We start from the raw sequence: 13144 nt of genomic DNA, 5'->3' as shown, positions 1-13144 counted from the left end.
TATTTTTGATATCCTGCTTGTTTATAGTTTACCCAATTATCTGTACTGATATACTCAGCTTTATCTCAATTGTTACCATAATGTGTGCCAATGTCTGTAATCACTCCCAACTTACCCCGTAGCCCTAGTTTTTTGCAGTCTCTTATCTGTTTTAGCGTGATTATCATCACCATTGCTGGTGGGCTTTTTGGTCTAGGGATCAGCCTGCATACATTGATGTTTCTGTGTCTGTTGTGGGTAGGACTCAACGCTTTTAGTCTTGGTTACGGCTATATACATATACGTGAGTTGATGACTAACGCCCTCACCAGAGCCATGCCTGCCATCTATATATTTATATTGATCGGCATGGTGATTGCCAGTTTTATGCACAGTGGCACCATCGCCACGCTGATTTATTATGGCCTTAGTTGGCTGAGTCCGAGTTTGTTTCTGGCTGTCGGTTTATTACTGTGCGCCTTGATGTCGCTAGCAACTGGAACATCTTGGGGTACCGTCGGCACCTTAGGCGTGGTTTTTATTGGCATTGGTTCTGCCATGAATATTCCCCTGCCTTTGGTTGCAGGTATGATTGTCTGCGGTGCCACCTTCGGTGATAAAATGTCGCCGATTTCAGATACCACAAACCTCGCCGCTATGAGTGCTGGCACCGATCTTTATCGACATATTTATGCCATGCTGTTCACCACAACGCCGACCTTTATCCTCACTTTCTTAATATTTTTAGTGATCGGATTGAACTATGGCGAGCAAAATATAGACTTGGCAGAGGTCACTTCAATTCAAACAGCACTTGCTAACAATTACAGCCTTACGCCGCTGATCACCTTATTACCCCTGATTTTACTCGCGGTACTGAGCATTAAAAAAGTGCCCGCTGAAGTGACTATGTCATGCAGTATTATACTTGCTGTGTTAATTGCGATTTTTTATCAGCAACAAAGTGCTATCTCTGTGCTAAATGCGCTGTGGGAAAATACGCCCGAATCAACCGGTATTGCCAGTTTAGATGCTTTGCTTGGTCGCGGTGGCATTAGCAGCATGAGCTGGACCTTACTGCTGGCGTTAATGGCTATCGCGCTAGGCGGAATTTTGCACGGCGCGGGATTTCTCAGCGCACTATTGGCCGGTATTATAAAAAGAGTGCAGCGCACCGCCACACTTATTGCGACGACGATTATGTCCGGCTTCTTAGGTAACATTGCTATGGGTGAGGCTTATATTTCGATTATTCTAAGTTGCCAACTGTTTAAGCCCAAATATGAGCAACAAAATGTAGAGGCAGCCATTCTTTCGCGCTCAGTAGAAGAAGGGGCCACTATGACCACAGGCCTTATTCCGTGGACCACGGCCGGTGCCTTTTATACTGCCACTCTAGGGGTAAACGTACTTGACTACGCACCCTATGCTTTTTTCAACTACCTTAATGCCATCATAGCAGTGGCAATGGCCGCCTTTGGCATTGGTCTTCTCAAATCAAAAACCAAACCTGCGCTGACATAAAGGGGATTAATCTTATATCAGTCAGTAGGGCTTTTAGGGTTAATACTGTAAATCTGGTCAATGCTTGAGTTGAATCGACCGCTGGGGTGTTTAACATGTATTGTAGAGAATATGGATTATTCCTCTTAAGCGTCACAGTGGCCTTTTTAATATAAAAGGCCTATTTTACGTTTGAAATATACAGGCTAAATAGTCAAACTCAGTTAACGTTAAGGGTGAGTTGTCTTACCTCTCTAGTTGTTTGCCCACTGTTTTAATGATGTTCACATACCCAATAAAATGACGTTAATCCATAACCGAAGAGTTAAATATTAGCGTTCAATAAGCTTAATTAGCGTCACAATGCTAATTTTATCTCTGTCTTTCATGCGGTTTTATGCGGTTTTATGCATCCAACTTAACTCAATAAAGCCTAAAATATCCTCTGTTAAACATAAGTTTGATTTTGCATAATATGGGTATTTTATAATGTTTATTTTTAATGTTACTAGCTAGACTTCGTCTTCAAAAATGCTTTCAATGGGTAAGTTAAACAATCTGGCTGCTTTAAAGGCTAATGGTAAACTGGGATCAAACTTACCGGTTTCTATCGCATTAATGGTTTGCCTAGAAACATTAAGTAAATCAGCTAGCTGTGCTTGGGTAAAGCCTTGCTCTGCTCGGAGCACTTTTAAGCGATTTTTCATTGATACTTCCTATGACCTAGAATTATGCCAACTAAATAGCTTAGGCTCATGATAATGACCAAATGTGAAATCTCAGCATGACCGCTTATTAGGTTAGTGGTGTCTAAATTTGAGTAGCTCAAACCAACTATTAACCCCACCCCTAGACTGAGTCCCATCGCATGTAATTGAATTTTTTGCTGTAGCTCATCTAGGCCAAGTAGTTGGCGGCGGTTGGCCATAATCATCCCAATACCAATTATAAAGTTAATCCCAATGGCCAGAGCTGTGATAGCTTGTTGTTGCCACAGATATATTGGGCCAAAGTTTGCTATGGCCATAGTGATCACCCAAGCGAAGGTCCACTTTGCTAAGCGAGCAGTGTTTTGTTTGTTGGCGTTTTTCCAGTCTCGTGGATCTGATTGTGATGACATGATTAATACTCCTTTGGTCGTGTTTGTTTGTCATTAAGTAAAGTAAGCTTGACTTAAGTTAACGCAACCTCACAATAAATGTCAAGCACACTTTACTTTTAGTCGTGGCTTAAATTGATGATAGAAGCAAAACCCTTAACTAAGCATCACCTTGTGTCATTCGAGTGATGAATGAACTTATTTATGGTTTTTAGCGAATGAATAAATGAGTGATTAAATATGAGTGTAAGCGCATAACTGAGGGCACTTTTAGTTGCAAGTTTAGGCGCTATCACACTTACATCATGATGATTTTTGTATAGTGCTAAGTCACTCATGAGCCTCTGTGTATTTATATTGGACTAAAGTGTCGACTATCTTGTTGATATACATAGAAGTGTCTATGAGTATAATCGCCAAATAGCTAGTAAAAATCATTTTAATCAATTCACCTAAATTGAGTAGGACAGCTATCCCCATGATAACTAAAATTATATTAGACACAGATCCCGGTATTGATGATGTATTTGCGATTCTATTTGCCCAAGCGCATCCAGCAATTGAACTAAAAGCGATCACCACGGTTTATGGCAATGTGACCATTGAAAATGCGACCCATAATGCGCTTTATCTTAAGCAAAAATATCAGTTACAGGCTGATATTGTCACAGGTGCGAGTAAACCTATCGTACGATCTCCGCTAGGACCTACAGTAGTTGTTCATGGCGAAGGTGGTTTTGGTGATGTCATGGTTCCTTCTGAGGTCGAGGGGCAAGCGGATCCTCGTCCTGCATATCAATATATTATCGATACAGTAAAAGCCGAGCCAGGTGAAATTACCTTGGTAGCTATCGGTCCTTTAACTAACCTTGCACTCGCGCTTCAGGCTGATCCCACGATTGTTGATTTAGTTAAACAAGTGGTCATCATGGGTGGGGCCTTTGGTGAGAACAATCACAGTGGCAATGTGACTCCATTTGCTGAAGCCAATATTCATGATGACCCTCATGCGGCTGATATGGTTTTAACCGCCTCTTGGCCTGTGGTGGTGATTGGTTTAGATGTCACCGAGCAAAGTTTCTTTACCCGAGAGTATCTTGATAAGTTGCGCGATGATGCTGGTGAGGTAGGCCAGTTTATTTGGGATATTAGCCGGTTCTATTTACGGTTTTACAGTGAAAAAGTTGGCCTCGAGGCTTGCCATGTACACGATCCATCAGCGATTGCCTATGTGATTAATCCAGCGCTTTTTACTCTCAGAGAAGGGCCAATAAGGGTCGTGACCGATGGAGTCGCTGAAGGAATGACTATTCAGAAATTAGATAGCCGTGTGTATATGCATGATGAATGGATGAGTAAGCCCTCACAAAAGGTCGGTGTTGCAGTAAAAAATCTCGAGTTGTTGGAGTTATATCGCAGCAGTATCATCGAATATGCCGCACGCTTGAAACCATCCAGTTAGTGAATTAACGTAAAAGTGCAGTTGTATTTACTCAGATAACGGTGCTGTTTTTGGCTGTTTTGTGCCGGCTGAGCCACTGCGATGTAAAAATTGCATAGCATGCAGACTCGTTATATTGGGTGTAACCCTCGCGACTTTTAGTTAGACGTTAGCTTATGCTGCAACGAGAGGGGCTAAGCGTTATGTGCTGGCCTCCATAGCGCTGAAGACTAACCGCCCAAATGCTAATACTAGCGCTGTAAATGAATTTCCTTCACAGGACATGGGATAGTAATGTTTGCTGCCGTTAGCGCCTTCATAATGGCTAAGTTGGTGTGATATTTTTCTTCATAGTAACGTTGTGTTGGCACCCAATAGCGTACGCCAATCTCAATACCGATAGCATTAAAGCCATTAATGCCGACCAAGGGTTTCTTTTCTTGATAAATCGCAGGTGAGGCGGCTAGTACAGCGTTTATTAATTGGATAATGTGATCGGCATCGGCTTGATAATCAATATTAAATTTATTCTCAACCAGCTTATAAGCGAATGAGTTATGTAAAATCTCGCCAATAATATGTTTGTTGGGGATGCTGATCTGCTCACCTTCTTCATTCGTTAAAATGGTTTGGCCTAATTTTATTGTCTCGACAACACCACTAACATCCTTAATTTCAATGGTATTGCCCACCACAAAAGGGCGGGTAACAATAATTGTAACGCCAGCAGCATAATTAGCTAGCATGCCCTGTAATGCCAAGCCCGCACCTAGAGATGCGGCACCAATTGCAGCCACCATAGGTGTTACGCTAATTCCCAGTTTGCCTAAACAAATTACCGCGACCATTACGATAATAATTATTCTGACTAAGTTTGAGGCAAAATTACTGAGGGTGATATCAATGTTATGTTTTTGCAGTTGAGCGGCGACTATGCTGGCAGCTTTACTGGCAAGCCAAAGCCCCAATAAGAAAATAATAATTGCGCCTGCGATTTGAAAGCTATATTCAATGACAAACTCAGTGATGAGACTATAAACATTTTGCAGTTGTTGGAGCTCTTGATCTAAACTGGGTTCGTTCATTTAATGTTCCTTATTGAAGATCATTGAGTTGATATCAACCTAGATAATAACAACTTTTCATACTCAGGGCTAAATCTGAGGCGAGTGTAAAAGCCATCATAGTGAAATATTTTACCGGCTTCATGCGCATTATCTTCACGAATGACTATACTTTTATGCACAAAAGCGAATCAATTATGCGGATAAGTGGGTTGGCAATTTAGACATTTTGATTAAATTGCTTTAAAGAATAAAAAACTACACTTCCTGCATAAAAATTCGTTGCGTAATGATTAGAAATATCGTTTACTGCGCATGTTTTTACACAATAGCATTGACACTTTTTTCGCCCAACTAACAGGAGGCACTGGCCTAATGAGCCAATTTCAATCGATTGATGTTGCAGATTATTATGACAAGGACACGTTTGACCGCATTAAGGCATTTGCTGAAGATAAGCCAACGCCATTTGTCGTTATTGACACCCAAATCGTTGCGAAACAATACGATGATATGGTTACCAATTTTCCTTTCGCAAATATTTATTATGCGGTTAAGGCAAATCCGGCCAAAGAGATTTTAACTTTATTGCGAGATAAAGGTTCAAACTTTGATATTGCATCCATTTACGAACTTGAAATGGTGACGTCGATAGGCGTTTCTACTGATCGTGTTAGCTACGGCAACACTATTAAGAAACGTGTAGATGTTCGCTCTTTCTATAAGCAAGGCGTTCGAATGTTCGCTTCAGATTCTGAAGCTGATTTACGTATGATTGCTGAAGAAGCTCCAGGTTCAAAAGTATATGTACGTATTTTAACTGAAGGTACCCACACCGCTGACTGGCCTTTATCGCGTAAGTTTGGTTGCCAAAATGAAATGGCTTATGACTTATTAGTGTTAGCAAAAGAGTTAGGCTTACAACCTCATGGTATTTCGTTCCATGTAGGTTCACAACAACGTGATATCGGTGCGTGGGATTCTGCTATCGGCAAAGTAAAAAGTATCTATGACCGTTTAAAAGAAGAACATGGCATCGTACTTAAAATGATTAACTTAGGTGGTGGTTTTCCTGCTAACTACATGGATAAAACTAATGAGTTAGGCATTTATGCACAGCAGATTAAGCATTTCCTAGAAGAAGATTTTGGTGATGAATTGCCTGAAATCATTTTAGAACCGGGTCGTTCATTACTTTCAAATGCCGGCGTATTGGTATCTGAAGTGGTGTTGATTTCACGTAAGTCGCACACCGCTTTAGAGCGTTGGGTATTTACTGATGTGGGTAAATTCTCTGGTTTAATTGAAACCATGGACGAAGCCATTAAATTCCCTATCTACACTGACCGCAGAGGGGAGTTAGATAAGTGTGTGATTGCCGGACCAACCTGTGATAGCGCTGATATTATGTACGAGCATTACAGTTATGGTTTACCGGTTGATCTTGCTATTGGTGACCGCATGTATTGGTTAACTGCAGGTGCTTACACCACCACATACTCGGCAGTCTGTTTTAACGGTTTTCCGCCACTTAAAGATTATTACCTTTAACTGATTGGTTTTAAATATCATTCTTTGTAAGACAAAAGGACGCTAGTGCGTCCTTTATTTTTATCTGTGACTTGAACTTAGTTTTATTCCTGATGGCTTTTTAACATCTCAAATATTTGTTCTTTAAGATGTAATCGCTTAGTTTTCATTAGTTTTAGCTCTGGTGTAGCATCGCTGCTACTGTGTTTTTCTAATTCGGTAATTTCTGCATCAAGCTGATTATGTTCATTAAATTTTTTTAAAAAATGATTATCAGTTGTTTTAAGTGTTGTAATTAAATCTCGGTACTCTGGAAACATACGTGACTCCTTATAAGTTAAGTTGACAATGCCGATCTCATATCGAACAGATTAATGGCATTATGGTAATTGACATTGATTGTATAAAATCATGAGTCCCTGCAGCAGTATCAACAGCTCTTCCAAAGATGGCATATATTAAAGCGACTATTGTATGCGCGTGACACTCTGTGATGGTGGTTAGCTTCAGCCTAGAATCATTGCTGTTAGGTTAACTTGATGTAAATCACGTTAATGCTTTTTGGGTTAGATAAATAGATTGTTGTTTATGCCTGTCCTCCATTATGCTGAAGTCCATGTATTTGGTGGGTTATGGTCATTTATTAGTAATAATTTAACGAATCAATATTATCTATTATGAATTTATATGTGATCAAGTTAACCTTATCGTTCGAAAGACTAGGTTAAAGTCTGTGATATAAGAATTTAATATTCAAAAATGAAAGGGGTTTTCATAATGTCCGATGTATTTCACTTAGGATTAACTAAAAAAATGTTAGATGGCGCAACCTTAGCAATCGTTCCTGGTGATCCAGAACGTGTTAAGCGAATTGCCGAGCTAATGGACAATGCAACATTCTTAGCAAGTCATCGTGAATATACTAGCTATTTAGCTTATATCGATGGCAAAGCTGTGGTTGTTTGTTCAACAGGTATCGGCGGACCATCAACGTCTATTGCCGTTGAAGAATTAGCACAACTAGGTGTAAGAACATTCTTGCGCGTAGGTACCACTGGCGCCATTCAACCAAACGTCAATGTAGGTGATGTTATTGTCACTCAAGCTTCTGTACGTTTAGATGGTGCGAGCTTACATTTTGCACCGCTTGAGTTCCCAGCTGCAGCAAACTTTGAATGTACTACAGCTATGGTTGCAGCATGTCGTGATGCAGGTGTAGAACCACATGTTGGTATCACTGCTTCTTCTGACACCTTCTATCCAGGTCAAGAGCGTTACGATACTGTGTCTGGTCGCATTACTCAGCGTTTTGTTGGTTCTATGAAAGAATGGCAATCAATGGGCGTGCTGAACTATGAAATGGAATCAGCGACACTATTTACTATGTGTGCGACTCAAGGTTGGCGTGCAGCATGTGTTGCGGGTGTTATTGTTAACCGTACACAGCAAGAAATTCCTGATGAAGCAACAATGAAGAAAACTGAAGTGAGTGCTGTTTCTATTGTTGTCGCAGCAGCGAAAAAATTGCTAGCGTAAGTTAACGCTTTTAATCAGCGATTACGTAAAAATACCTATTAAAAAAGGTGCCCTAGGCACCTTTTTTGTTAGCTGATTATTATCAATTGCTACGCGGATTAGAAATGATATTGTGCAATGATTGAATAGGTATTTTGATCAATACCAGCAACACCATATTTACTCTGCCAGTAATCATATTCAAAACCGACTAGCAGCTGGTTTTGTTTGTGATCACCAAATAAACTTTTGCCTAAGTCATATTTGATTTGCGGATTAATGTGTAGGTTTTCGTCATAGCCGTTATTGTCGGCAGAAAATACCCAATCAATAAAACCATCAACAATTATATTGGCATTACCGATAGGCATGTCGATTCTAAATACCGGGGTGAATTGCCAACCATCACTGATATTGCCATTGCTTATGGCATCACGACGGTAGGTGTTTAGCTGTAAGTAGCTAAAAAATGGTACGTCAATGTCTAAACCAATACCATAAAGCATGCTGTTAACTGGGCCTTCACCTTCTTCGAAAGTCAGTGCTAAAGAGACATCTTTTATCGCACCAAAGCCAACTGGCTGACCTAGTATTTTGCTCGCACTAAAACGCGGTGAAATTTCGCCATAAGTGGTGCTATCAACACCGTTATTATTGCCATTAAAATTAATAAAATCTTGGAAGACAAACCAATCGCCATATTTCCAGCCACCAGCGGTTTCCAGCGTAATAGTGGTTTGCCTTTCTGATGGTGCTAAGTCATAGTTTTCGCCATGCAAGACAGTTGCGCTAACATCCCACCATTGCACTAAGTCATCAGCAAAAACATTTTGAGAAAGTATAAGTGTTGCTAATAGGCAGATTTTTTTCATTTTTCTTCCGGTTAGTTAAGTGGCCAAGTACGCCACAATGGAGCATTTTAGAGTTAATTGTAGCTCGCTTGAGTGTAAATTTGTGAGCTATTATTTCTGTTGGTGCACAATGGGGCGCAATATATTCAATATTGTGATAAATCACAATTAAAACTGAGCCAAATATACAGATTTCATTGTTTTCGTGGTTAATATAATAATGTAATGCTTAATAACACTGCCAATATGATGTGACACACAGCGATGATATGTTTGCACTGTTATGGTGAAGGTAACGTGTCATTTTTATACTGGTCACTGAGGCTTAATTCACTAGCTATATAAGTTAATGTTTTTCGTTTATCTGCAGACAATGTTGAGTTGATGAGGTGCGTATCATATTTAATAAAACAAGTTAATTTGACATAATATGTCGCAATGATTCATAAAGCTGTTATAGTAAATTTAAGGTCATTCTCATTGTATGGAGGATAATATGGAACTTTCAAATCCCATTGCAGTCTGGCTAGTACTTGGGCTGTTATTAATGCTCTCGGAAATTGTCATTCCTGGGGGCATTGTTATTTTATTGGGTGCGGCTTGTGTTATCGTCGCATCAGCACTGGCTATTGGCATTGTCGAAGGCTTGGTGCAAAGTCTGACACTATGGTTTATGGCCTCTATGGTGTTGTTATTGAGTTTTCGTCATGTGACCCAGCGTTTGGTCGGAGGGGATTCTCATGTGGATAATACCGACGAAGAAGTGGACCTCTATAATCAGGTCGCTATCGTAAAGCAAGCCATAGGCCCAGGTCAAAAGACCGGTAGAATTAGCTGCTTAGGCTCTAATTGGACTGCATTAGGTGATGGTACTCTGATAAAAAAGGGCACCAAAGTTAGGATTATTTGTCGAGATAATATTGCTTTTGTTGTTGAGCCTATAATTGATTCAGTATAGTGATTTTGAGTATTGTGATTTGTACTTAACCAACATTTTTATTTAATAAACTAATAATATAGTGCTGTGATAGCTATTAAGCGTCATCTAGGAAAGTCAGATTAAAAGGGAGCAGATATGTTTGTGTTAACCATTGTTTTTTTATTTGTATTATTCATTTTGTACAAATTAATGTTAATCGTGCCAATGCGAGAAGTACATGTCATTGAGCGTTTAGGTAAGTTCCGTACCGTACTCGAGCCAGGGTTTCATTTTCTTGTTCCGTTTGTCGATCGCGTTGCTTATCGACACGACACGCGTGAAGAAGTGCTTGATGTGCCACCACAAAGTTGTATTTCAAAAGATAACACCCAATTAGAGGTTGATGGCTTGGTCTACCTTAAGGTGATGGACGGTAAGCTTGCCAGTTATGGTATTGAAAATTATCGCCGTGCAGCAGTTAACTTAGCGCAAACCACTATGCGTTCAGAAATTGGTAAGCTGACATTGACACAAACGTTTTCAGAGCGTGACAGTTTAAATGAATCGATTGTGCGTGAAATTGATAAAGCATCCGATCCTTGGGGGATCAAAGTCTTACGCTATGAAATAAAGAATATCTCACCTTCGCAAAAAGTGATTCATACCCTAGAAAAACAAATGGAAGCAGAGCGTCGTAAGCGAGCTGAAATCACCTTAGCCAATGCTGAAAAAGCGGCAATGATTAATATGTCGCAAGGCGAACGCCAAGAAGCGATTAATTTATCTGAAGGTCAAAAACAGAAACGTATTAATGAGGCTTTAGGTACCGGACAAGAAATTTCGATTATTGCTAATGCCAAGGCTGAAGGCATGGAGATGATCTGTAAATCTTTAACGGTTAATGGTGGCAATGATGCAATGAATATGCTGTTAAAAGAGCAGTTTATTGGTCAAGTTGGTAAGATTTTATCTGAAGCTCAAGTCTCAGTGGTGCCTGCAGAAATGGCTAAGTTAGAAGGCTTTTTTGAAGGCATGGAACAAGTGACTCATGCCGTATCCAATTCATCAGAAAAAGGAGCACGCTAATGTCGTTTAATGGAATTGATACCGATCTTATCGTGATGGCGATTTGGGGCATTATTTTTGCTATCTTTGTGCTGAAATTATTTCAATCTATTTGCCTGGTTCCGACAAAATCAGCTTATATTGTTGAGCGTTTAGGTAAATATCACAGTACTTTAGATGCAGGCTTCCATGCTCTGATCCCCTTCTTTGATAAAGTGGCTTATATCCACGACTTAAAGGAAGAAACCATTGATGTACCGCCGCAAGAGTGTTTTTCCAGTGATGAAGTGAATGTTGAAGTGGATGGGGTGATTTATATTTCGGTTACCGATCCCGTTAAAGCCAGTTATGGTATTACTGATTACCGTTATGCTGCTATTCAGCTAGCCCAAACAACAACACGTTCAGTGATCGGAACCCTAGATCTTGATCGCACCTTTGAAGAGCGTGATGTGATTTCAGCTAAAGTGGTGGAAGTGCTCGATGAAGCTGGTTCTATGTGGGGGATTCGCGTTCACCGTTATGAGATTAAAAATATTACCCCACCTGAAACGGTTAAAAATGCCATGGAAATGCAGGTGAATGCCGAACGTGAGCGTCGGGCATTGCTGGCTAAAAGTGAAGGTGATAAGCAAAGCAAAATTAACCGTTCAGAAGGTGTGATGGCGGAAACCATTAACCGCTCTGAAGGTGAAATGCAACGCCGTATCAATGAGGCCGAAGGTAAAGCTCAAGAGATTTTGACGTTAGCTAAAGCGACGGCTGAATCAATTGAGCGCTTAGCTGTGGTGATTTCATCTGAAGGTGGGCAAAGTGCTTTGCGGATGCAACTCGGTGAGCAATATATGAGACAACTTGATGGCTTAAGCAAACCTGATAGCCGCATTGTGTTACCGGGTAACTTAGTGAATTTTGAATACTGGATGGACAGTATTGGCTTGAAAGACGATCAGAAATAGTGATCTCGGTTAAGCGCTGTTGATCGCAGGGCAGTGAACATTGACACAAAAAAGGTTAGCAAATTCGCTAACCTTTTTTTATGGCTCATTACATATTACCGTGAGTTGTTTAGTACTCTAATTCGCTGTCATCTCGGTAAACAAATGTTCGCAAAAGGCTTTGGCCACAGAAGATTGAGGGCTTTTGGTGGAGTATACCAAGCTGATATCAGCAAAGCCGATGCTGTGTTGCGGTAAAATGTTAATCAATTGCCCCAGCTCGACAGCTTCATCAGCGATCACATGTGGCAACAATGCGATACCCGCTCCCGCTAAACAGAAGTGGTACAGGGAGTTAAAATCACTGCAAATAACTTTGTAGTGCGTGGGCACATTAGCGTGTTGAAAATGCCAAGTTTGCTCAAGTTGGCCATGGGCATCTCTAAAGCCCAATAAAGAGTGATATTGCAGGTCATCGGTATTCTCTATCAGTGATGATTTTTCTAAATAACCTGGGCTAGCATAGATTTTACGCTCGAAGGTTGTCAGTTTATGAACCGCAAGGTTGGCCCCATTGACCTCATTAGCATCAATAATCACATCGAGTCCTAAGCGATTGAGCTCTTTGCTGCCACCGGAGACAATTAATACTTCTAATTGCACTTGCGGATAAGCATGAATGAAACGAGCGATATATTTATCCATAAGCTTGTCGACAAACGGCAGTAAGCCAATGCGCAACTTGCCTTGCACTTCGTCATGACGATGTTTGAACACATAACCAGCATGATTTAATTGATTCACCAAAGGTTCGATTTGAGCAAGGTATTGCCGACCCGCGGTGGTTAAAGTCATTACTCTTGTGGTGCGGGTAAATAAAGGTGCCCCGAGTTGTTTTTCTATTTCCCCAATACGACGACTGACTAATGCTCTGCGAGTATCAAAAGATTTTGCAGCTTTAGAAAAACTGCCTAACTTTGCTACCGCAATGAATAACTCTAAATCTTTGATATCCAATATGACAACCTATACAGCGCATGCTGTGGGTAATAAATGCATTTTTAATCGGCTTGAGTATTAACAAGGATAGTAAACAGGTTACTTAAAATAAATGGTCCTAAACAAGCACAATTACCCAGCTTATTTACCACAAGTATAAAAAATCAATCTACTGTTTTTAGTCATCTATTTAGTGCGTTTTAGCAACTATCAGAGCTATTGGCTAATACTAAAATTAATT

At 40.3% G+C, this 13144-nt stretch carries 13 protein-coding genes; 7 read left to right on the top strand and 6 right to left on the bottom strand.

The window, feature by feature from the left end; all coding sequences use genetic code 11:
- The first annotated feature begins 90 nt into the window (after window positions 1–90).
- Window positions 91–1503 carry a Na+/H+ antiporter NhaC gene (gene nhaC / locus H5164_RS07135; protein WP_182755367.1) on the top strand — a complete coding sequence of 471 codons (1413 nt, stop codon included), beginning with the start codon at window positions 91–93 and terminating at the stop codon, window positions 1501–1503.
- A gap of 491 nt (window positions 1504–1994) precedes the next feature.
- Here nhaC and H5164_RS07130 read toward each other — a convergent pair whose 3' ends face one another.
- On the bottom strand, window positions 1995–2189 hold the full coding sequence (locus H5164_RS07130) for a helix-turn-helix transcriptional regulator (RefSeq protein WP_124015105.1): 195 nt from the start codon (window positions 2187–2189) through the stop codon (window positions 1995–1997).
- Complete coding sequence (locus H5164_RS07125; RefSeq protein WP_124015104.1) at window positions 2186–2602, bottom strand: hypothetical protein; 417 nt, start codon at window positions 2600–2602, stop codon at window positions 2186–2188. The genes H5164_RS07130 and H5164_RS07125 overlap by 4 nt, the downstream gene beginning before the upstream one ends.
- Window positions 2603–3059: 457 nt before the next feature.
- Between H5164_RS07125 and H5164_RS07120 the strand changes: the two genes are divergently transcribed.
- On the top strand, window positions 3060–4043 hold the full coding sequence (locus H5164_RS07120; protein ID WP_182755365.1) for a nucleoside hydrolase: 984 nt from the start codon (window positions 3060–3062) through the stop codon (window positions 4041–4043).
- Window positions 4044–4273: 230 nt separating this feature from the next.
- Here the strand turns inward: H5164_RS07120 and H5164_RS07115 are convergent, their stop codons facing one another.
- Complete coding sequence (locus H5164_RS07115) at window positions 4274–5107, bottom strand: mechanosensitive ion channel family protein (RefSeq protein WP_124015102.1); 834 nt, start codon at window positions 5105–5107, stop codon at window positions 4274–4276.
- A gap of 354 nt (window positions 5108–5461) precedes the next feature.
- Between H5164_RS07115 and H5164_RS07110 the strand changes: the two genes are divergently transcribed.
- Window positions 5462–6637 (top strand): type III PLP-dependent enzyme, encoded by a 1176-nt coding sequence (locus H5164_RS07110; protein WP_124015101.1) that lies wholly within the window; start codon window positions 5462–5464, stop codon window positions 6635–6637.
- A gap of 83 nt (window positions 6638–6720) precedes the next feature.
- On the opposite strand, the gene H5164_RS07105 is transcribed toward H5164_RS07110, so the two are convergent.
- The gene (locus H5164_RS07105; protein WP_124015100.1) at window positions 6721–6936 is read right to left on the bottom strand and encodes a YdcH family protein; all 216 of its coding nucleotides are present in this window, start codon (window positions 6934–6936) and stop codon (window positions 6721–6723) included.
- 457 nt (window positions 6937–7393) lie between these two features.
- On the opposite strand from H5164_RS07105, the gene udp reads away from it, so the two are divergent.
- Window positions 7394–8152, top strand: a complete 759-nt coding sequence (udp, locus tag H5164_RS07100; protein ID WP_124015099.1) for a uridine phosphorylase — start codon at window positions 7394–7396, stop codon at window positions 8150–8152.
- Between the two features lie 98 nt (window positions 8153–8250).
- Here udp and H5164_RS07095 read toward each other — a convergent pair whose 3' ends face one another.
- Window positions 8251–9003: an outer membrane protein OmpK gene (locus tag H5164_RS07095; RefSeq protein ID WP_124015098.1), complete on the bottom strand. Its 753-nt coding sequence runs from the start codon at window positions 9001–9003 to the stop codon at window positions 8251–8253.
- Window positions 9004–9478: 475 nt separating this feature from the next.
- Between H5164_RS07095 and H5164_RS07090 the strand changes: the two genes are divergently transcribed.
- The 3 genes from H5164_RS07090 to H5164_RS07080 all read left to right on the top strand — a co-directional run bounded on the left by H5164_RS07090 (window position 9479) and on the right by H5164_RS07080 (window position 11925).
- Window positions 9479–9940, top strand: a complete 462-nt coding sequence (locus H5164_RS07090; RefSeq protein ID WP_182755363.1) for an NfeD family protein — start codon at window positions 9479–9481, stop codon at window positions 9938–9940.
- A gap of 117 nt (window positions 9941–10057) precedes the next feature.
- On the top strand, window positions 10058–10987 hold the full coding sequence (locus tag H5164_RS07085; protein ID WP_182696734.1) for a slipin family protein: 930 nt from the start codon (window positions 10058–10060) through the stop codon (window positions 10985–10987).
- Window positions 10987–11925 (top strand): SPFH domain-containing protein, encoded by a 939-nt coding sequence (locus H5164_RS07080; protein WP_124015095.1) that lies wholly within the window; start codon window positions 10987–10989, stop codon window positions 11923–11925. Before H5164_RS07085 ends, H5164_RS07080 begins: the two co-directional genes overlap by 1 nt.
- Window positions 11926–12042: 117 nt before the next feature.
- On the opposite strand, the gene H5164_RS07075 is transcribed toward H5164_RS07080, so the two are convergent.
- Window positions 12043–12921: a LysR family transcriptional regulator gene (locus tag H5164_RS07075; RefSeq protein ID WP_124015094.1), complete on the bottom strand. Its 879-nt coding sequence runs from the start codon at window positions 12919–12921 to the stop codon at window positions 12043–12045.
- Between the last annotated feature and the right edge of the window lie 223 nt (window positions 12922–13144).

Origin of the sequence: Shewanella sp. SG41-3 (assembly GCF_014164545.1) — a bacterium.
Lineage (GTDB): Bacteria > Pseudomonadota > Gammaproteobacteria > Enterobacterales > Shewanellaceae > Shewanella > Shewanella vesiculosa.
The sequence above is the reverse complement of the archived record's forward strand: the minus strand, read 5'-3'. Positions and strand labels throughout refer to the sequence as shown.

Bases quoted from the DNA above. Each gene is read 5' to 3' on its own strand.
- nhaC (WP_182755367.1), top strand. From the start codon at position 91: ATGTCTGTAATCACTCCCAACTTACCCCGTAGCCCTAGTTTTTTGCAG.
- H5164_RS07130 (WP_124015105.1), bottom strand. From the start codon at position 2,189: ATGAAAAATCGCTTAAAAGTGCTCCGAGCAGAGCAAGGCTTTACCCAA.
- H5164_RS07125 (WP_124015104.1), bottom strand. From the start codon at position 2,602: ATGTCATCACAATCAGATCCACGAGACTGGAAAAACGCCAACAAACAA.
- H5164_RS07120 (WP_182755365.1), top strand. From the start codon at position 3,060: ATGATAACTAAAATTATATTAGACACAGATCCCGGTATTGATGATGTA.
- H5164_RS07115 (WP_124015102.1), bottom strand. From the start codon at position 5,107: ATGAACGAACCCAGTTTAGATCAAGAGCTCCAACAACTGCAAAATGTT.
- H5164_RS07110 (WP_124015101.1), top strand. From the start codon at position 5,462: ATGAGCCAATTTCAATCGATTGATGTTGCAGATTATTATGACAAGGAC.
- H5164_RS07105 (WP_124015100.1), bottom strand. From the start codon at position 6,936: ATGTTTCCAGAGTACCGAGATTTAATTACAACACTTAAAACAACTGAT.
- udp (WP_124015099.1), top strand. From the start codon at position 7,394: ATGTCCGATGTATTTCACTTAGGATTAACTAAAAAAATGTTAGATGGC.
- H5164_RS07095 (WP_124015098.1), bottom strand. From the start codon at position 9,003: ATGAAAAAAATCTGCCTATTAGCAACACTTATACTTTCTCAAAATGTT.
- H5164_RS07090 (WP_182755363.1), top strand. From the start codon at position 9,479: ATGGAACTTTCAAATCCCATTGCAGTCTGGCTAGTACTTGGGCTGTTA.
- H5164_RS07085 (WP_182696734.1), top strand. From the start codon at position 10,058: ATGTTTGTGTTAACCATTGTTTTTTTATTTGTATTATTCATTTTGTAC.
- H5164_RS07080 (WP_124015095.1), top strand. From the start codon at position 10,987: ATGTCGTTTAATGGAATTGATACCGATCTTATCGTGATGGCGATTTGG.